This window comes from Burkholderia sp. NLJ2 (assembly GCF_049487195.1).
GTDB lineage: Bacteria > Pseudomonadota > Gammaproteobacteria > Burkholderiales > Burkholderiaceae > Burkholderia > Burkholderia pyrrocinia.
Genome location: NZ_CP137808.1, coordinates 2,608,543 through 2,627,740, shown reverse-complemented (window position 1 = coordinate 2,627,740; position 19,198 = coordinate 2,608,543). Strand labels below are relative to the sequence as shown.

The 19,198-nt window shown below is 69.0% G+C and carries 18 protein-coding genes; 16 read left to right on the top strand and 2 right to left on the bottom strand.

Features of this window, described 5'->3' with window-relative positions; all coding sequences use genetic code 11:
- Positions 1-70: 70 nt before the first annotated feature.
- Positions 71-721, bottom strand: coding sequence for a uracil phosphoribosyltransferase (upp, locus tag R9B84_RS12100; protein WP_423758126.1), 651 nt, complete (start codon positions 719-721; stop codon positions 71-73).
- A gap of 221 nt (positions 722-942) precedes the next feature.
- Between upp and R9B84_RS12095 the strand changes: the two genes are divergently transcribed.
- Together R9B84_RS12095 and R9B84_RS12090 are read left to right on the top strand one after the other, a co-directional pair.
- Complete coding sequence (locus tag R9B84_RS12095) at positions 943-1,722, top strand: SDR family oxidoreductase (RefSeq protein ID WP_072440755.1); 780 nt, start codon at positions 943-945, stop codon at positions 1,720-1,722.
- 52 nt (positions 1,723-1,774) lie between these two features.
- Positions 1,775-2,167, top strand: a complete 393-nt coding sequence (locus R9B84_RS12090) for a methylglyoxal synthase (RefSeq protein WP_423758125.1) — start codon at positions 1,775-1,777, stop codon at positions 2,165-2,167.
- 82 nt (positions 2,168-2,249) lie between these two features.
- Here R9B84_RS12090 and R9B84_RS12085 read toward each other — a convergent pair whose 3' ends face one another.
- A complete protein-coding gene (locus R9B84_RS12085; protein ID WP_423758124.1) occupies positions 2,250-2,657 on the bottom strand; it encodes a hypothetical protein in 408 nt (135 codons plus the stop codon).
- 370 nt (positions 2,658-3,027) lie between these two features.
- Here R9B84_RS12085 and R9B84_RS12080 point away from each other — a divergent pair, with 370 nt between their 5' ends.
- From R9B84_RS12080 to R9B84_RS12015, 14 genes are all read left to right on the top strand, one after another.
- Positions 3,028-4,002, top strand: a complete 975-nt coding sequence (locus tag R9B84_RS12080; protein WP_423758123.1) for a quinone oxidoreductase family protein — start codon at positions 3,028-3,030, stop codon at positions 4,000-4,002.
- Between the two features lie 299 nt (positions 4,003-4,301).
- Complete coding sequence (gene kdpF / locus R9B84_RS12075; RefSeq protein WP_006752209.1) at positions 4,302-4,394, top strand: K(+)-transporting ATPase subunit F; 93 nt, start codon at positions 4,302-4,304, stop codon at positions 4,392-4,394.
- Positions 4,391-6,196, top strand: a complete 1,806-nt coding sequence (kdpA, locus tag R9B84_RS12070) for a potassium-transporting ATPase subunit KdpA (RefSeq protein ID WP_423758122.1) — start codon at positions 4,391-4,393, stop codon at positions 6,194-6,196. Before kdpF ends, kdpA begins: the two co-directional genes overlap by 4 nt.
- 54 nt (positions 6,197-6,250) lie before the next feature.
- Positions 6,251-8,335 (top strand): potassium-transporting ATPase subunit KdpB, encoded by a 2,085-nt coding sequence (gene kdpB / locus R9B84_RS12065; RefSeq protein WP_423758121.1) that lies wholly within the window; start codon positions 6,251-6,253, stop codon positions 8,333-8,335.
- An 18-nt stretch (positions 8,336-8,353) separates the two neighbouring features.
- The gene (gene kdpC, locus R9B84_RS12060) at positions 8,354-8,935 is read left to right on the top strand and encodes a potassium-transporting ATPase subunit KdpC (protein ID WP_423758120.1); all 582 of its coding nucleotides are present in this window, start codon (positions 8,354-8,356) and stop codon (positions 8,933-8,935) included.
- Between the two features lie 164 nt (positions 8,936-9,099).
- The gene (locus R9B84_RS12055; RefSeq protein WP_423758119.1) at positions 9,100-11,955 is read left to right on the top strand and encodes a DUF4118 domain-containing protein; all 2,856 of its coding nucleotides are present in this window, start codon (positions 9,100-9,102) and stop codon (positions 11,953-11,955) included.
- Positions 11,948-12,646 (top strand): two-component system response regulator KdpE, encoded by a 699-nt coding sequence (gene kdpE, locus R9B84_RS12050; protein WP_423758118.1) that lies wholly within the window; start codon positions 11,948-11,950, stop codon positions 12,644-12,646. The genes R9B84_RS12055 and kdpE overlap by 8 nt, the downstream gene beginning before the upstream one ends.
- Before the next feature lie 158 nt (positions 12,647-12,804).
- Positions 12,805-13,086, top strand: coding sequence for a DUF333 domain-containing protein (locus R9B84_RS12045; RefSeq protein ID WP_096471407.1), 282 nt, complete (start codon positions 12,805-12,807; stop codon positions 13,084-13,086).
- Between the two features lie 165 nt (positions 13,087-13,251).
- Entirely contained in the window at positions 13,252-13,572 is a 321-nt protein-coding gene (gene sugE, locus R9B84_RS12040; protein WP_031401940.1) for a quaternary ammonium compound efflux SMR transporter SugE, read from the top strand.
- A gap of 410 nt (positions 13,573-13,982) precedes the next feature.
- On the top strand, positions 13,983-14,600 hold the full coding sequence (locus R9B84_RS12035) for a DUF4126 domain-containing protein (protein ID WP_034190778.1): 618 nt from the start codon (positions 13,983-13,985) through the stop codon (positions 14,598-14,600).
- A gap of 50 nt (positions 14,601-14,650) precedes the next feature.
- Positions 14,651-17,212, top strand: coding sequence for an ABC transporter permease (locus R9B84_RS12030; RefSeq protein WP_423758117.1), 2,562 nt, complete (start codon positions 14,651-14,653; stop codon positions 17,210-17,212).
- Between the two features lie 43 nt (positions 17,213-17,255).
- Positions 17,256-17,666, top strand: coding sequence for a group II truncated hemoglobin (locus R9B84_RS12025; protein WP_017331548.1), 411 nt, complete (start codon positions 17,256-17,258; stop codon positions 17,664-17,666).
- Positions 17,667-17,771: 105 nt separating this feature from the next.
- Positions 17,772-18,503, top strand: a complete 732-nt coding sequence (locus R9B84_RS12020; RefSeq protein WP_423758116.1) for an alanyl-tRNA editing protein — start codon at positions 17,772-17,774, stop codon at positions 18,501-18,503.
- Complete coding sequence (locus R9B84_RS12015; RefSeq protein ID WP_423758115.1) at positions 18,500-19,117, top strand: DUF924 family protein; 618 nt, start codon at positions 18,500-18,502, stop codon at positions 19,115-19,117. The genes R9B84_RS12020 and R9B84_RS12015 overlap by 4 nt, the downstream gene beginning before the upstream one ends.
- Positions 19,118-19,198: the final 81 nt, after the last annotated feature.

Below are 19,198 nucleotides of genomic sequence, written 5' to 3'. Positions count from 1 at the left end.
CGCATGGCCGAACGGCCGGGCAGGCCGCCGGGGGACATCCGACGGCCCGCCGCGCGGCCGCGCAGGCGCGTCAGTTCTTGGTGCCGAACAGGCGGTCGCCCGCGTCGCCGAGGCCCGGCACGATATACGCGTGCTCGTTCAGGTGCGAGTCGAGCGAAGCCACATACAGCTTCACGTCCGGGTGCGCGTCCTGGAACACCTGCACGCCTTCGGGCGCGGCGACGAGCGCGACGAACATGATGTTCGCGGCCGGCACGTTGCGGCGCTTGAGCACGTCGACCGCATGCACGGCCGAATAGCCGGTCGCGACCATCGGGTCGCACAGGATGAAGACGCGGTCCTCGAGGTCGGGCAGGCGCACGAGGTATTCGACCGGGCGGTGGTCGTCGGCGCGGTACACGCCGATGTGGCCGACGCGCGCGGACGGGACCAGGTCGAGCAGGCCGTCCGACATCCCGATGCCCGCGCGCAGCACGGGCACGATCGCGAGCTTCTTGCCCGCGATCACGGGCGCGTCGACCTCGACGAGCGGGGTTTCGACCCGTCTGGTCGTGATCGGCAGGTTGCGGGTGATCTCATAGCCCATCAGCAGCGTGATCTCGCGCAGCAGCTCGCGGAACGTACGCGTCGACGTGTCCTTGTCGCGCATGTGGGTGAGCTTGTGCTGGATCAGCGGGTGATCGAGGATGAAGAGATTCGGGAAACGGCTGTCCTGTTTCATGACGGAGGCGCCTTGGCGGCAAAAGGGGAACGGGGCGACGGCGGGCGCAAGCCGGCCGTCACTTATGGCCGCAATTTTACCAAGGCGCGTCGCATGATCCGGATATTATCGACGTCTCACGACAATCCGCGCGCCGCGCCCGCCCGTTCGCCCGCCCACCGGCGCGAAACGGGGCCGCACCGGGGGCCGCATCGGCGCGCGTCGCCACCAGGGAATCGACGATGGATCTCGGCATCGCAGGAAAGACCGCGCTCGTGTGCGCGGCAAGCAAGGGCCTCGGGCGCGGCTGCGCGGAAGCGCTGGCCGCGGAAGGCGTGAACCTCGTGATCGTCGCGCGCACGCGCGACACGCTCGACGCCACCGCCGACGCGATCCGCGCGGCGTCCGGCGTGTCGGTCACGGCGGTCGCGTGCGACATCACGACGCCCGACGGGCGCGCGGCCGCGCTCGCCGCGTGCCCGCAGCCGGACATTCTCGTGAACAATGCGGGCGGCCCGCCGCCGGGCGACTTCCGCGACTTCTCGCACGACGACTGGATCCGCGCGCTCGAGTCGAACATGCTGACGCCGATCGAGCTGATCCGCGCGACCATCGACGGGATGATCGCGCGCGGCTTCGGCCGGATCGTCAACATCACGAGTTCGGCCGTGAAGGCGCCGATCGACGTGCTCGCGCTGTCGAACGGCGCGCGCTCGGGGCTGACCGGCTTCGTCGCGGGGTTGTCGCGCAAGGTCGCCGGCCAGGGCGTGACGATCAACAGCCTGCTGCCGGGGCTGTTCGACACCGACCGGATCGCGACGACGCTTGCCGCGTCGGCACAGGCGCAGGGCGTGACGGTCGACGAAATGCGCGCGCGGCGCACGAAGGACATCCCGGCCGGCCGCCTCGGCACGCGCGAGGAATTCGGCGCGGCGTGCGCGTTCCTGTGCAGCGTACATGCCGGCTATATCACCGGGCAGAACTGGCTGCTCGACGGCGGCGCGTATCCGGGCACGTTCTGACGCGCTCCCGATTCACGATCACGACAACAACCGAACGACGAAGGAACCGGAGATGAGCAAACCCCGCATCGCACTGATTGCGCACGACGCGAAGAAGGACGAGATCGTCGCGCTCGCGGGTCAATTCCGCGCGACGCTCGCGCAATGCCGGCTGGTCGCGACGGGCACGACGGGCGGCCGCATCGCGGCCGCGCACGGGCTGGAGGTCGAGCGCAAGCTGTCGGGGCCGCTCGGCGGCGACCTGCAGATCGGCGCCGAGCTGGCCGAAGGCCGCGTCGACATCGTCGTGTTCCTGCGCGACCCGATGACCGCTCAGCCGCACGATCCCGACATCACCGCGCTCGTGCGCGCGTGCGACGTGCACGACGTGCCGATCGCGACCAACGTCGCGACCGCGCGGATGCTGCTCGACGATCTGGCGCGGAGCATGCAGGACGTTTGCTGACGCTGGAGGAGACGAACGATCGTGACGATACGTTCGTCGTCGGTTGTTTGCCTGCTTTTCGGTTTTAACCGCCGCTCGCGGGTCAGTTGACCGTCTGGATCAACAGGGTGGCCTGCCCGCTGTTGTCGGCGCAGACGTCGTCGGTGATGAAGCTCCAGAGGGTGAGGGCGGTCGCGTTGCCGCCGACGTCGACCACGGTTGGCTGCTTCGTCACCGCCATGCCCCATCGCGCACTGCCCATGCCACCGACCAAATGCACGGTATCGATCAGGCAGCCGTTCCCGCCCGTGCAGCTCATGGTGTTCGTCGAAAGCGACATCACGTACCGGCCGGGCGCGAGTTGGACGGTAGCCGAATTGCCGTACGACGGACCTGGCGTGATCGCATTTTGAATGCAATTCTGCTTCGCATCGATCGTGATAGAGGTCGCCGCTTGCGCAGTGTAGGAGGCAAGGGCAAGCAGTATGGATGCAATGATGGGAATGCGCATGACTAGGATCCTCGGTTTGAATGTAATGTTTTTGATGGCGTATCTGCGCGTCGGTGCGAATTGACCGACCTCTGGCTTAACGGCATGCGTGAACCTGTCTTTAGGTTTTCGTGCGGTTTTTGTATTCCTGCGCGACCCGATGACCGCGCAGCCGCACGCCCCCGACATCACCGCGCGCGTGCACGCGTCATGCAGGACGTAGGGCCCGATTGCCCCTGCTGACGGCAGGGCCATGCACGGATCGCTGCCACGCGCGAGAATCGTCGCGTCGCGACGCGCACCTGCCGCCCGGTTCCTGCATGATTCGGCCGGCCCGCGCATCGACGACCCGGATTTTTTCCTGACAGATAGACAGACGAGGAGCGAAACGATGCCGAAAGCAATCCGATACGACCAGGCAGGCGGCCCGGATGTGATGAAGTGGGTCGACGTCGAGGTCAGCGAGCCGCAGGCGGGCCAGGTCCGCGTCAAGCAGCATGCGGTCGGGCTCAACTACATCGACGTGTATTTCCGCACCGGCCTCTATCCGCAGCCGCTGCCCGCCGGGCTCGGGATGGAGGCGGCCGGCGAGGTGACGGCTGTCGGCGACGACGTGACCGCGTTCAAGCCCGGCGACCGTGTCGCCTATGTGTGGTCGTCGCCCGGCGCGTACGCGCAGGAGCGCGTGCTGCCCGCCGATCGCCTCGTCAAGCTGCCGGACGGCATCGGCTATGACGACGCGGCGTCGGTGATGCTGCAGGGCCTGACCGCGCACTACCTGCTGCGCCGCACGTATCCGGTCAAGGCCGGCGACACGATCCTGATCCATGCGGCGGCGGGCGGCGTCGGCCTGCTGGTCTGCCAGTGGGCGAAGGCGCTCGGCGCGACCGTGATCGGTACGGTCGGCTCCGACGAGAAAGCCGAACTCGCGAAAGCGCACGGCTGCGACCACCCGATCGTCTACACGCGCGAGAATTTCACGCAGCGTGTGAGGGCGATCACGAACGATGCGCTCGTGCCGGTCGTCTACGATTCGATCGGCAAGGATACCTACGTCGGCTCGCTCGACAGCCTCGCGCCACTCGGGCTGTTCGTCAGCTTCGGCAACGCGTCGGGCCCGCTGCCGCCGATCGACTCGAAGGAGTTCTCGTCGCGCGGCTCGCTGTTCTTCACGCGGCCGACGCTGTTCTCGTACATCGCGAAGCGCGCCGATCTCGAAGCCGCGGCCGCCGAACTGTTCGACGTGATCCTGTCGGGCAAGGTGAAGACGAGCATCAACCAGCGCTATCCGCTCGCGGAAGTCGGCCGCGCGCATGAAGATCTCGAAGCGCGCAAGACCACCGGCTCGACGATCCTCGTTCCCTGACCGTCCCCCTCGTGCCGGCGCCATGCCGGCACGCGCCTTCGCGGGCGGCGCTGCGGCGCCGCCCGTCCTGCCTCCGTTTTTCTCCCGCTTCGCGTTTACGCGTTTTTTATATCCGCCCCGATACCTTTGACCCGTCCTTTACGTACGTTCACATAAGGTTCTAGTCGTCTGATTTCGACGACGGAGAACACAAAAATGGATGGGGTATTTATCGGCGCCCTGGTGCTTTTCACCGCGCTGATCCTCGGTTTGATTGCCGGTTGCGACAAGCTCGTGCAATACGGTCGCGGGGGGCGAGCATGACCTGGATGCTTTGGCTGGCAGGCGCGTCCACCGCGCTGCTGTTCGCGTATCTCGTCTTTGCGCTGCTGCGCGCGGAGGACATCGAATGAACGCGAACAACCTGTTGCAGACGCTGCTCTTTATCGTCGTCCTGCTGGCGGCGGCCGTGCCGGTCGCTCGCTACCTGACGGCGGTGATGGACGGCAGCTCGCGCGTCGTGCGCGTGTTCGCGCCGCTCGAGCGCGTGCTGTACCGCATCGCCGGCGTCGATGCCGGCAGCGAAATGAACTGGAAACAGTACGCGATCGCGACGATCGCGTTCAACGCGCTCGGCGCGCTGTTCCTCTACGGCCTGCTGCGCCTGCAGGGCTTCCTGCCCGGCAACCCGCAGCAGTTCGGCGCGATGACGGTCGACGGCGCATTCAACACGGCCGTCAGCTTCGTCACCAACACGAACTGGCAGGACTACACACCCGAGCAGACCGTCAGCTACCTGACGCAGATGCTCGGCCTGACCGTGCAGAACTTCCTGTCGGCGGCGACCGGCATCGTCGTCGTGATCGCGCTGATCCGCGGCTTCGCGCGTCATACCGCGCAGACGATCGGCAACTTCTGGGTCGACCTCACGCGCGTGACGATGTACGTGCTCGTGCCGATGTCGGTGATCATCGCCGCGCTGCTGATGAGCCAGGGCGTGATCCAGAACATGAAGGCGTACGAGGACGTGCCGGTGCTGCAGGCGAGCACCTATGCGGCGCCGAAGCTCGACGCGCAGGGCAACCCGGTGAAGGACGACAAGGGCAACCCGGTGACGGTGCCGACCCCGCTCACGAAGCAGACGCTCGCGATGGGCCCGGTCGCGTCGCAGGAAGCGATCAAGATGCTCGGTACCAACGGCGGCGGCTTCTTCAACGCGAACTCCGCGCATCCGTACGAGAACCCGACGCCGTTCGCGAACTTCATCCAGATCTTCGCGATCCTGATCATCCCCGCCGCGCTGTGTCTCGTGTTCGGCCGCGTGATCGGCGACCGCCGACAAGGCATCGCGGTGCTCGCGGCGATGACGGTCGCGTTCGTGATCGCGATCGGCGCCGAGGTGAGCGCCGAGCAGGGCGGCAACCCGACGCTCGCCGCGCTGCACGTCGACCAGTCGACGAGCGCGCTGCAGCCCGGCGGCAACATGGAAGGCAAGGAAACGCGCTTCGGGATCGCGCAGACCGGCATCTTCACCGTCGCGACGACGGCCGCGTCGTGCGGTGCGGTCGACACGATGCACGATTCGCTGACGCCGCTCGGCGGCCTCGTGCCGATGCTGCTGATGCAGCTCGGCGAGGTGGTCTACGGCGGGGTCGGCTCGGGCCTCTACGGGATGCTCGTGTTCGCGCTGCTCGCGGTGTTCGTCGCCGGCCTGATGATCGGTCGCACGCCGGAATACGTCGGCAAGAAGATCGAGTCGTACGAGATGAAGATGGTATCGATCGTCGTGCTGCTCACGCCGCTGCTCGTGCTGGTCGGCACGTCGATCGCGGTGCTCGCCGATGCCGGCAAGGCCGGCATCGCGAACCCGGGCCCGCACGGCTTCTCGGAAATCCTGTACGCGTTCAGCTCGGCCGCGAACAACAACGGCAGCGCGTTCGCGGGCCTGACGGTCGGCACGCCGTTCTACAACTGGATGACCGCGATCGCGATGTGGTTCGGCCGCTTCGGCACGATCGTGCCGGTGCTGGCGATCGCCGGCTCGCTCGCCGCGAAGAAGCGCATCGCGGCGACGAGCGGCACGCTGCCGACGCATGGTCCGCTGTTCGTCGTGCTGCTGCTCGGCACCGTGCTGCTGGTGGGCGCGCTGACCTACGTGCCGGCGCTTGCGCTCGGCCCTGGCGTCGAGCACCTGATGATGTGGCTGGGCGCGTAATGCGCGCCCGCATGGCGACACATTGAAAAGACTGAAGAGATTGAAGAGATCGCAATGACTCAACATTCCGCAACACGGTCCATGTTCGATCCGGCGCTGCTGCGCCCGGCGATCGTGGACTCGTTCAAGAAACTCACGCCGCGCACGCAGTTCCGCAACCCGGTGATGTTCTGCGTGTATGTCGGCAGCATCCTGACCACGATTCTGTGGATCGCGGCGCTCTCCGGCCAGGCCGAGGCGCCGTCGGGCTTCATCCTCGCGATCGCGCTGTGGCTGTGGTTCACGGTGCTGTTCGCGAACTTCGCCGAAGCGCTCGCCGAAGGGCGCTCGAAAGCGCAGGCCGCATCGCTGCGCAGCGCGAAGAAGGACGTGATGGCGAAGAAGCTCAACGAGCCGCATCCGAAGTCGCCGATCCGCATCACGACCGCGTCCGATCTGCGCAAGGGCGACATCGTGCTCGTCGAGACCGGCGACGTGATCCCGGCCGACGGCGAGGTCGTCGACGGCGTCGCGTCCGTCGACGAATCGGCGATTACCGGCGAATCCGCGCCGGTGATCCGCGAATCGGGCGGCGACTTCTCGTCGGTGACGGGCGGCACGCGCGTGCTGTCCGACTGGATCGTCGTGAAGGTCACCGCGAACCCCGGCGAGGCATTCCTCGACCGGATGATCGCGATGGTCGAAGGCGCGAAGCGCAAGAAGACGCCGAACGAGATCGCGCTGACGATCCTGCTCGTCGCGCTGACGATCGTGATGCTGCTCGCGACCGCGACGCTGCTGCCGTTCTCGATGTTCTCGGTCGAAGCGATGAAGGCCGGCCACGTGGTGACGATCACCGCGCTCGTCGCGCTGCTCGTGTGCCTGATCCCGACGACGATCGGCGGCTTGCTGTCCGCGATCGGCGTGGCGGGGATGAGCCGGATGATGCAGGCGAACGTGATCGCGACGTCGGGCCGCGCGGTGGAAGCGGCCGGCGACGTCGACGTGTTGCTGCTCGACAAGACCGGCACGATCACGCTCGGCAACCGCCAGGCATCGACGTTCGTGCCCGCACCGGGCGTGACCGAGGAAGCGCTGGCCGATGCCGCGCAACTGTCGTCGCTCGCCGACGAAACGCCGGAAGGCCGCAGCATCGTCGTGCTCGCGAAGGAACGTTTCAACATTCGCCAGCGCGACATGGCGCAACTGCATGCGACGTTCCTCGGCTTCTCCGCGCAGACGCGGATGAGCGGCGTCGACCTGCCCGGCCGTGAGATCCGCAAGGGCGCGGCCGATGCGATCCGCCGCTACGTCGAGACGCACGGCAGCCGCTTCCCGGAAGAAGTGCGCCGCGCGGTCGACGAGGTCGCGCGCCGCGGCAGCACGCCGCTCGTCGTGGCCGACCTGCATGAGGGTGCGGCACGCGTGCTCGGCGTGATCGAGCTGAAGGACATCGTGAAGGGCGGCATCAAGGAGCGCTTCGCGGAACTGCGCAAGATGGGCATCAAGACCGTGATGGTGACGGGCGACAACCGGCTGACGGCCGCGGCGATCGCGGCGGAAGCGGGCGTCGACGATTTCCTCGCGGAAGCGACGCCGGAAACCAAGCTCGCGACGATCCGCGAGCACCAGGCGGCGGGGCGCCTCGTCGCGATGACCGGCGACGGCACCAACGACGCGCCGGCGCTCGCGCAGGCCGACGTCGCGGTCGCGATGAACACGGGCACGCAGGCCGCGAAGGAAGCCGGCAACATGGTCGACCTCGACTCGAACCCGACGAAGCTGATCGAGATCGTCGAGATCGGCAAGCAGATGCTGATGACGCGCGGTTCGCTGACGACGTTCTCGATCGCGAACGACATCGCGAAGTACTTCGCGATCATCCCGGCCGCATTCGTGACGACGTACCCGCAACTTCGCGTGCTCGACATCATGCACCTGACGTCGCCGGCGTCCGCGATCCTGTCGGCGGTGATCTTCAACGCGCTGATCATCGTCGCGCTGATCCCGCTCGCGCTGAAGGGCGTCACGTACCGGCCGCTCGGCGCCGCGTCGCTGCTGCGCCGCAACCTGCTGGTCTACGGCCTCGGCGGCGTGCTGCTGCCGTTCCCGTTCATCAAGCTGATCGACATGACGCTCGCCGCACTCGGCTGGGCCTGAGGTCTTGAAGGAAACATCATGAAAACGTTGATTCGTCCGCTCGTCGTGATCTTTGTCGTACTGACCGCCGTGACGGGGCTCGCTTACCCGGCCGTGATGACCGTGTTCGGCCAGGCCGTGTTCCCGTCGCAGGCGAACGGCAGCCTGATCGAGAAGGACGGCAAGGCGGTCGGCTCCGCGCTGATCGGCCAGCAGTTCGATGCGCCGAAGTACTTCTGGGGCCGGCTGTCGGCCACGGCGCCGATGCCGTACAACGCGACCGGCTCCGGCGGCTCGAACCTCGGCCCGCTGAACCCGTCGCTCGCCGACCAGGTGAAGGGGCGCATCGCCGCGCTGCGCGACGCCGGCACCGACATGTCGAAGCCCGTGCCGGTCGACCTCGTGACGGCGTCGGCGAGCGGCCTCGATCCGGAGATCACGCCGGCTGCTGCCGCGTACCAGGTCGAGCGCGTCGCGAAGGCCCGCAACCTGGCGCCCGACGCGGTTGCGCAACTCGTCGCCGCGAACACGACGGGCCGTCAGTTCGGCGTGCTCGGCGAGCCGCGCGTGAACGTGCTGAAGCTGAACCTCGCGCTCGACGCGGCGCAGGCCGCGCACTGATCGCGCGTCCGGGCGCACGGCCCGGCAACCGGCATCCGGCGCGGCCCGAGCCGCGTCGAATGCGCTTTTTCCCGACGGCGCGTGCGCCGTCTTTGCCTTTTGCGGCGATTTGGAACAACAATGCTCGTACTCGCGCGCATCCGTGCGCTTCGCTTTCCTGACGCATGAACCGTCCCGATCCAGACCAACTCCTCGACAAGCTGCAGCGAGACGAAGAAAAGCAGCGTCGCGGCCAGCTCAAGATCTTCTTCGGCGCATCGGCTGGCGTCGGCAAGACCTACGCGATGCTGCAGGCCGCGCGCCAGCGCCTGCAGGAAGGCATCGACGTCGTCGTCGGCATCGTCGAGACCCACGGCCGCAGTGAAACCGCCGCGCTGCTCGACGGCCTCGACGTGCTGCCGCTCGCGCGCATCGACTATCGCGGCCGCACGCTCGCCGAATTCGATCTCGACGGCGCGCTCGCGCGCCAGCCGCAACTGATCCTCGTCGACGAACTCGCGCACTCGAACGTGCAGGGCGCACGGCACCTGAAGCGCTGGCAGGACGTCTACGAACTGCTCGACGCGGGCATCGACGTATATACGACCGTCAATGTCCAGCACCTCGAAAGCCTGAACGACGTGGTCGGTGCGATCACCGGCATCCGCGTGTGGGAGACCGTGCCCGACCGCGTGTTCGACGCGGCCGACGAGGTCACGCTCGTCGACCTGCCGGCCGAGGAGCTGCTCGAGCGGATGCGCGACGGCAAGGTCTATCTCGCGCAGCAGGCCGAGCGCGCGGTGCGCAACTTCTTCCGCAAGGGCAACCTGATCGCGTTGCGCGAACTGGCGCTGCGGCGCACGGCCGACCGAGTCGACGCGCAGATGCGCGAATACCGTGCCGACCGTTCGATCCAGCGTATCTGGCAGGCGCGCGAGCGGCTACTTGTGTGCGTCGGGCCCGGCGCCGAAGCGCCGACGCTCGTGCGCGCGGCCGCGCGGCTCGCCGCAAGCCTGAAAGCCGACTGGATCGCCGTGTATGTCGAGACGCCGCGCCTGCAGCGGCTGCCCGACGCGCAGCGGCAGCGCACGCTCGATGCGCTGAAACTCGCGGCCGAGCTCGGCGCTGAAACCGCCACGCTCGCCGGCGCCGACGCGGTCGCCGCGCTGATCGGCTATGCGAAGGTGCGCAACGTGTCGAAGATCGTCGCGGGCGGCTCGCCGAAGGTCGGGCTCGTGCGCCGCTTCGCGCGGCCGTTCGGCGAACAGCTTGCCGAACGCGCAGGCGACGTCGACCTGATGCTGATCCGCGCGTCCGCGAGCGACGAGGCACGCGCGGCGCCGCTCGACCCGCGCGCGCGCGACTGGCGCGATGCGTTCGCGCAGTTCGGCACGCACCGTTCGCCGCCGCGGCACTACATGTACGCGGCCGCGATTTGCGCGGCGATCACCGTCGTCGCAAACGTCGTGTCCGAGCGGCTCGACCTCACGAACCTCGTGATGCTGTACCTGCTCGGCGTCGTGTTCTCTGCGGTGCGGCTCGGGCGCGGCCCGGGCGTGCTGCAGTCGTTCCTGTCGGTGGCCGCATTCGATTTCTTCTTCGTGCCGCCGCGCATGTCGTTCTCGGTCAGCGACACGCAATACCTGCTGACCTTCTTCGGGATGCTGCTGACGTCGCTCGTGATCAGCCACCTGACGTCGACGCTGACGCGCCAGGCGAGCGTCGCGCAGCGCCGCGAGCGCCGCACCGGCGCGATCTACGCGATGGCGCGCGAGTTGGGCGCGGCGCTGACGACCGAGCAGATCGTCGAGATCGGCAGCCGCCACGTGGGCGAGGTGTTCCGCGCGCGCGTCGCGTTCCTGCTGCCCGACAGCGCGGACAAGGTGCGCCAGAAGATCGAGGAACCCGATGCGGCCGTCACGCTGACGGGCGCCGATCTCGACTGTGACGTCGGCCAGTGGGTGTACGACCAGCAGAAGCCGGCCGGCCGCGGCACCGACACGCTACCCGCGACGGTCGCGCTGTACCTGCCGCTGAAGGCGCCGATGCGCACGCGCGGCGTGCTCGCGGTCGCGTCGCGCGAGCCGCGCGAACTCGAGGTGCCCGAGCAGCAGCGGATGCTCGATGCATTCGCCGCGCAGATCGCGCTCGCGCTCGAACGCGTGCACTACGTCGAGATCGCGCGCGACGCGCTCGTCAACATGGAGTCCGAGCGGCTGCGCAACTCGCTGTTGTCGGCGATCTCGCACGACCTGCGCACGCCGCTCACGACGATCGTCGGCTTCTCGTCGATGCTCGCGAACGGACGCGCGGCCGCGCAGGGCGGTGATGCCGCGGCGGCCGAACGCTTCGCGCAGCGCGAGGGCGAACTCGTCGACGCGATCCACGACGAGGCGCTGCGGATGACGGGCATCGTCACGAACCTGCTCGACATGGCGCGGCTGCAGGCCGGCAGCCTGCAGCTCAAGCGCCAGTGGTCGCTGCTCGAGGAAACCGTCGGCGCGGCGCTTGCCGCGTGCAAGCGCGTGCTTGCGCGCCATCCCGCGCGCGTCGCGCTGCCAGCGGACCTGCCGCTGCTGCAGATGGACGCGGTGTTGATGGAGCGCCTGTTCACCAACCTGTTCGAGAACGCGGCGAAATACACGCCGCCCGATACGCCGATCGACATCGGCGCGGAGCGCGTCAGCGACGACGGCCTGCCCTACGGGAACCCGTTCGTGCGCGTGCACGTCGACGATCACGGCCCGGGCCTGCCGGCCGGCATGGAAACGCGGATCTTCGACAAGTTCACGCGCGGCGAGAAGGAGTCGGCGACGCCGGGTATCGGGCTCGGCCTCGCGATCTGCCGTGCGATCGTCGAGGCGCACGGCGGTAAAATCGGCGCGCTCAACCGCACTGCGCCCGACGGCCACGTGACGGGCGCGCGCTTCTGGTTCACGCTGCCGGTCGAGACGCCGCCGGCCGCGCCCGCCGTGCCCGACGACGAATCCGACGTGCCGGGCGCATCGTCCCCATCCGAGTCATTGCCAGACCATGAGTGAACCCAGCCTGACCGTCGTCCTGATCGAGGACGAAAAGCAGATCCGCCGCTTCGTGCGTGCCGCGCTCGAAGAGGAGGACATCGCCGTGTTCGAGGCCGAGACGGGCAAGCAGGGGCTGATCGACGCGGCGACGCGCAAGCCCGATCTCGTGATCGTCGACCTCGGCCTGCCCGATACCGACGGCCTCGACGTGATCCGCGAGTTGCGCGGCTGGTCCGAGGTGCCGGTGATCGTGCTGTCCGCGCGCACGCAGGAAGACGAGAAAGTCGCGGCGCTCGACGCGGGCGCCGACGACTACCTGACCAAGCCGTTCGGCGTGTCCGAGCTGCGCGCGCGGATCCGCGCGCAACTGCGCCGGCGCAACCAGGGCGGCGCGAACGAGTCGCCGAAGGTGGGCTTCGGCACCGTGTCCGTCGATCTCGCGCTGCGCCAGGTATGGCGCGACGGCGAGATCGTGCACCTGACGCCGCTCGAATACCGGCTGCTCGCGACGCTCGTGCGGCACGCTGGGCGCGTGCTCACGCACCGCCAGTTGCTGCGCGACGTATGGGGGCCGTCGCACGTCGAGAGCCATCACTACCTGCGCATCTATATGGCGCACCTGCGCCAGAAGCTCGAGCGCGACCCGGCGCAGCCCGAATACATCGTCACCGAGACGGGCGTCGGCTACCGGCTGGTCGGCGCCGCGTGACGGGCATCGCCCGGCGCCGGCAGTCCGGGCTGGCGTGACGCCGCGCGCCGGCACGGTTGCGTCGGCGCGACAGTCGCGCGGCCGGCGCCGGCCTTGCACACCGGCCGTGCATTCCCCGTTATGCTGACCGTTCCGCGAACAAAAACGAGGAGCGTGCAATGTCCGTCCGTCTGGCCGTCATTTGTGCGCTGGCGCTGACTGCGCCCGGCGCGTACGCCCAACCGCTGCCGCCGGGGCAACAGCCGCCCGCGCAGGCCGCGCTCGCCAATCCCGCGTCGGTCAACTGCGAGAAGCTCGGCGGTCGCCACGTGATCCGCAGCCTGCCGAGCGGGCAGGTCGGGATGTGCATGTTCAAGGATGGCCGCGTGTGCGAGGAGTGGGCGCTGTACCGCGACGACCGCTGCGTCGGCGGCGTCGCGCCGAAGCGCGTGTCGAATTGATGTCGAACTGATCGGGCCCGGCCGATCCTGCCCCGGATCGGCCGCCGGCCGTGCGCCGCGTCCCGCCTATCCGTAAGCCTCTTGTTATACTCGGCGCCGCCCGGGGACGACCCCGGGTCATTCGCTTCAACGGGGACGGCCCCATCCGATACGGAGTACGTCGAGATGGCGTGGGTATTGTTGTTGATTGCCGGTGTGCTGGAAGTGGCCTGGGCGGCCGGCATGAAATCGTCGGACGGCTTCACGAAGCTCGGTCCGTCGGTGTTTACGATCGTGACGGCGCTGGCCAGCTTCGGGCTGCTCGCGGTCGCGATGCGCCAGTTGCCGCTCGGCACCGCGTACGCGGTGTGGACGGGCATCGGCGCGGTCGGCGCGTTCGTGTTCGGCATCGTGATGATGGGCGAGGCGCTGACCGTCGCGCGCGTCGCGAGCGCTGCGCTGATCGTCGCGGGGCTGGTCGGCCTCAAGCTGTCGTCGGCCGCCTGACGCCGGAGTCCCGGACGACGGGATCCCGGGCGCGCTGCGCCCGTACCCCGCACTGCGGAATTGCGCCGGCACGGCACGTTCCCCTGTTTGGGAAAAAACATGTGTGGGACTGGCCACCGGAAGGGCCGGTCGCGGCGTCATGCGCGTCGCGAATACGTCGAGTATTCGCTTCGTCCCACCGGGACTTCCGTTGGTCGCCGCATCCCTTGCGCTCGGCCCGTCTGGTGGCCGGCGCAAGCCCGTTATTAGCGGGAACAGGTTCCAACCTGTCTATAATGGAACGCATTCGGGCCTGAATGCCGTTGTGCCGTTCGCGGCATGCGGCGCCGGTCGCCACGCGCCGCGCGGCCGGTCTGACCGACCCGATCCGATCGATCGGCAAAGCGCACGGAAAGTGCAAGGAGAGGGCCATGATCGAAGCCATTTCGCTCGGCGCGGGGCTCGCGTGGGCGAGCGGGCTGCGCCTGTACCTGACGGTGCTGATCGCCGGCGTGCTGGCGCGGGTCGGCTGGCTCCATCTGCCCGACACGCTGGCCGTCCTGATGTCGCCGTGGGTCATCGGCGCCGCGGCCGTGCTCACCCTCACCGAATTCCTCGCCGACAAGATCCCCGCGTTCGACTCGCTGTGGGATGCCGTGCACACCTTCATCCGAATCCCGGCCGGCGCCGTGCTCGCGGCCGGCGCCCTGGGCCATGCCGATCCGACCGTGCTGGCGGTCGCCGGGCTCGCCGGCGGTTCGCTTGCCGGCGCCGCGCACGTGGCGAAGGCCGGTACGCGCGCGCTGATCAACCTGTCTCCCGAACCGATTTCGAACTGGGTCGCGTCGTCGACCGAAGACGGCCTCGTGGTCGGCGGGCTCGTCCTCGCGTTCTTCGTCCCGCTCGCGTTCCTCGTGCTGCTCGCTGCCTTCATCGCCGCTTCGGCCTGGGCGCTGCCGCGCCTGTGGCGCGGCGTGTCGGGCGGCTTTCGCGGGATGGCGAACCACATGGTGTCGCGGCTCAACTCGATCGGGGGGAAGCGCGATTGAAGGGGCGGCAACACGCGGCGCAGCCGCCGGCCGGGCAACCCGGCCATGACATGCCCGCGCATGCCGGCCGTTTCGGCCTGCGCGACCTGATCCGCCAGGCCGCACGGATGACCGCGCGCGACTGGCGCGCGGGCGAGTTGACGCTGCTCGTACTCGCGCTGGTGCTCGCGGTCGCGGCACTGACGAGCGTCGGCTTTCTCGCCGACCGGCTGCGCCAGGGGCTCGAGCGCGACGCGCGCCAGATGCTCGGCGCCGATTTCGTCGTGCGCGCCGACCGTCCCGTCGATCCGTCGTTCGACCGCCAGGCCCGCGCGCTTGGCTTGCGTACCGCGACGACCGCGATTTTCCCGAGCATGATCGCGTCCGCCGCGGCCGGGCCGGCGACCGACGCTGCGCCTGCGCGCCTCGCGGCCGTGAAGGCCGTGTCGTCCGGGTATCCGCTGCGCGGCGCGGTCGAGATTCTGCCGGCCGGCGCCGCTGCCGCGCACAAGGCGGACGCGATTCCCGCGCCCGGCACCGTGTGGGCCGATCCCGCGCTGCTCGACGCGCTGCACCTGAAGGCGGGCGATACGGTGCGCGTCGGGCTGCGCACGTTCACGGTCGCCGCGTCGATCTCCCGCGAGCTCGATCGTGGTTTCTCGTTCGTCAATTTTTCGCCGCGGCTGATGATGCGCGCGGACGAGCTCGCCGCGACGGGGCTCACGGGCTACGGCAGCCGCGTCACGTACCGGCTGCTGGTTGCCGGCGACGCGCAGGCTGTCACGCGCTTCGAAACCTATGCGCACGAACGCGTCGACGGCGGGAAGCTGCGCGGCGTCGGTCTCGAGTCGCTGCAGGAAGGCCAGCCGCAGGTGCGGCAGACGCTGGATCGCGCGCGCCATTTCCTGACGCTCGTCGCACTGCTGACCGCGCTGCTCGCGGCGGTCGCGATCGCGATGGCCGCGCAGCGCTACATGCAGCGCCATCTCGACGGCTGCGCGACGATGCGTTGCCTCGGTGTGAGCCGCCGCACGCTCGGCGCGTTGTTCACGCTCGAATTCGTCGGCATCGGGATCGTGTCGGGCGCCGCGGGCGCGGTGCTCGGCTACGGCGGCCACTGGGCATTGCTGGCCGCGCTCGGCGGCCTGATCGACGTCGTGCTGCCGCCGCCCACGCCGTGGCCGGCGCTCATCGGGGTGGGCGCAGCGCTGGTGCTGCTGCTCGGCTTCGCGCTGCCGCCGCTCGTGCCGCTCACGCGCGTGCCGCCGGTACGCGTGCTGCGCCGCGAGTGGGGCGATGCGTCGCGCACCGCGTGGGCGGCGTATGCGATCGGCGTCGTGCTGTTCGCGGGGCTGTTGATCGCGGCCGCCGGCAACCTGAAGCTCGGCCTGATCGTCGCGGGCGGCTTCGCCGGCGCGCTGGTCGGTTTCGCGCTGATCGCGCGGCTCGTGCTGTTCGCCGCCGCGCGGGCGGTGCGCAACGCGCGCGTGGCCGCGGGCGTCGGCTGGCGCTATGCGCTCGCGTCGCTGCACCGGCGCGGTACGGCCAGCGCGCTGCAGATCACCGCGCTCGCGCTCGGCCTGATGTGCCTGCTGCTGATCGCGATCACGCGCAACGACCTCGTCGCGGGCTGGCGGCAGTCGACGCCGCCCGACGCGCCGAACCAGTTCCTGATCGACATCCAGCCCGACCAGCGCGACGACGTCGCGGCCTATCTGGTCGCGCACGGCGTGCGCGACGCGGTGCCCGCGCCGATGGTGCGCGGCCGCCTCGTCGCGATCAACGGCAAGCCGGTGAATCCGGACGCGTATCCGTCCGACGAGGCGCGCCGGCTCGTCGACCGCGAGTTCAACCTGTCCTATACGACCGAGCTGCCGTCCGACAACCGGATCGTCGAAGGCGACTGGTTCGGCACCGCGGCCACGCCGCAGATCTCGATCGAGGCCGGCCTCGCGAAGATGCTGAACGTGAAGCCGGGCGACACGCTGCGCTTCGACGTGACAGGGCTGACGGTCGACGCGCCGGTCACGAGCGTGCGCAAGCTCGACTGGGGCACGTTCCGCGTCAACTTCTTCGTGCTGATGCCGCCGCCGGTGCTGAAGGATTTCCCGGCCGTCTACCTCACGAGCTTCCATCTGCCCGCATCGAACGCCGCGCTGCTCGATCCGCTGATCGCGCGCTACCCGAACCTGACCGCGATCGATGTCGCGCCGATCCTCGCGCAGTTGCAGCGGATGATGCTGCAGGTGGTCGGTGCGGTGCAGTTCCTGTTTGCATTTACGCTCGCTGCCGGCGTGCTCGTGCTGTACACGGCGCTCGCCGGCTCGCGCGACGAACGGGTGCGCGAGGCCGCTCTGCTGCGCGCGCTCGGCGCGTCGCGCGCGCAGGTGGGCGCGGTGCAGCGCGCGGAATTCGTCGTGGTCGGGACACTGGCCGGCGCGCTGGCGTCGGCGGGCGCGATCGCGGTCGGCTGGGTGCTCGCGTCGCGCGTGTTCGAATTCCGGCTCGCCGTCGATCCGTGGCTCGTGCCGGCCGGCATCGCGGCCGGCATCGCGTGCGCCGGTGCGGCCGGCTGGCTGAGCCTGCATAATGTGTTGCGGCGCCCCGCGCTGCAGTCGCTGCGCGACGCATGAGCGTCGCCGGCGGCCCCGAAGATCCCGTTTTCCGACTATCCGTATGACCGATGTGAATGATGATGCGCCGTCGCAGCCGACGGCGTTCGAGCTCGTGGGCGGCGAAGCCCGCGTGCGCGAAATGGTGGACCGCTTCTACGACCTGATGGACCTCGAGCCCGAGTTCGCGCAGATTCGCGCGCTGCACCCGGCATCGCTCGACGGTTCGCGCGACAAGCTGTTCTGGTTCCTGTGCGGCTGGCTCGGCGGGCCCGACCACTACATCGACCGGTTCGGCCATCCGCGGCTGCGCGCGCGGCACCTGCCGTTCCCGATCGCGTCGGTCGAGCGCGACCAGTGGCTGCGCTGCATGGCGTGGGCGATGGAGGATGTCGGGCTGCCCGAGCCGTTGCGCGAGCGGCTCATGCATTCGTTCTACGACACGGCCGACTGGATGCGCAACCGGCCCGGTTGATCGACCGGTACGCCGCTGCCCGTGTGCGGGACGATTTGCGTCTGGGCGCGCACGCCGCACGGCGCGACACTGGCCGTTTCCCCCAATCGATACGAGGCTCGCCCGATGACGACACAAGCGCTGTTTCGCGAAGATGCGTACCTCACGCAATGCGATGCGGTCGTCGAGGCTGTCGGCGACGACGGCATCCGGCTCGACCGCACCGTGTTCTATCCGCTCGGCGGCGGCCAGGCCGGTGACACCGGCACGCTGACGCTGCCCGACGGCAGCACGATCGCGATCGCCGATACGCGCAAGGCAAAGTTCGACGGCGCGACGCCCGACGACGCCGTGCACGTGCCGGCACCGGGGCAGGAGGCGCGCGTCGCGGCGCTCGTGCCCGGCACGCGCGTGGTGGCGGAGATCGACTGGCCGCGCCGCTACCGGCACATGCGCCTGCATACGGCCGCGCACCTGATGTGCGCGGTGCTGCCGTACGCGGTCGACGGCTGCAGCGTGACGGCCGACTACGTGCGGCTCGATTTCGCGACGTCCGACGCGATCGACCGCGCCGACGTCGAGCGGCGCCTTGCCGGCCTGGTCGTCGGCGCGCATCCGGTCACGACCGAATGGATCACCGACGACGAGATGACCGAGCGACCCGAACTCGTGCGCACGATGAGCGTAAAGCCGCCGATGGGCCTCGGTCGCGTGCGGCTGCTGCGCATCGAGCAGGTCGACCTGCAGCCGTGCGGCGGCACGCATGTGCGCAACACGTCGGAAATCGGCGACCTGCGCGTCGCGAAACTTGAAAAGAAGAGCGCCCGCACGCGGCGCCTCGTACTGGAGTTTGCATGACGATCGACACCGGGGTGGTGGGCGCGGCGGCGCTGGATCCGCAAGCGCGGGAGATTCTGGATTTCTGGTTCGGCGAGCCGGGCTCGGCCGAATTCGGGCAGGAACGCAAGATCTGGTTCAACGGCGGCGCGGCGTTCGACGATGTGCTGCGCACGCGCTACGGCGCGCTGCTCGATGCCGCGTGCGACGGCGCCTGCGATCACTGGGCCGGTTCGCCGTCGGGTGCGCTTGCGTTGATCGTCGTGCTCGACCAGTTCTCGCGCAACATCCATCGCGGCACGCCGCGCGCGTTTGCCGCCGATCCGAAGGCGCTCGCGCTCTCACGCCGCATCGTCGCGGCCGGCTGGGATGCGCAGCTGCCGAGCGGCCATCACCGCGCGTTCGCGTATCTGCCGTTCGAACACGACGAATCGGCCGAGAGCCAGCAGGAAGCCGTGCGTCTGTGCGCGGGCATTCGCGACGAGGCAGGATGCGCGAGCTATCACCGCTTCGCACTGCGGCATGCGGCCGTGGTCGAGCGCTTCGGTCGTTTTCCGCACCGGAACGCGATTCTCGGCCGTGCGTCGACCGATGAGGAGTTGGCGTTTCTTCGCGAACCCGGTTCGTCGTTCTGACGATCCGGGTGGTTGCGTGACTGAAGAGGGGAGGAGCGGGCCCGCAGATTCGCGCGGGTGCGTTGGCGGCCGGGGAAACCG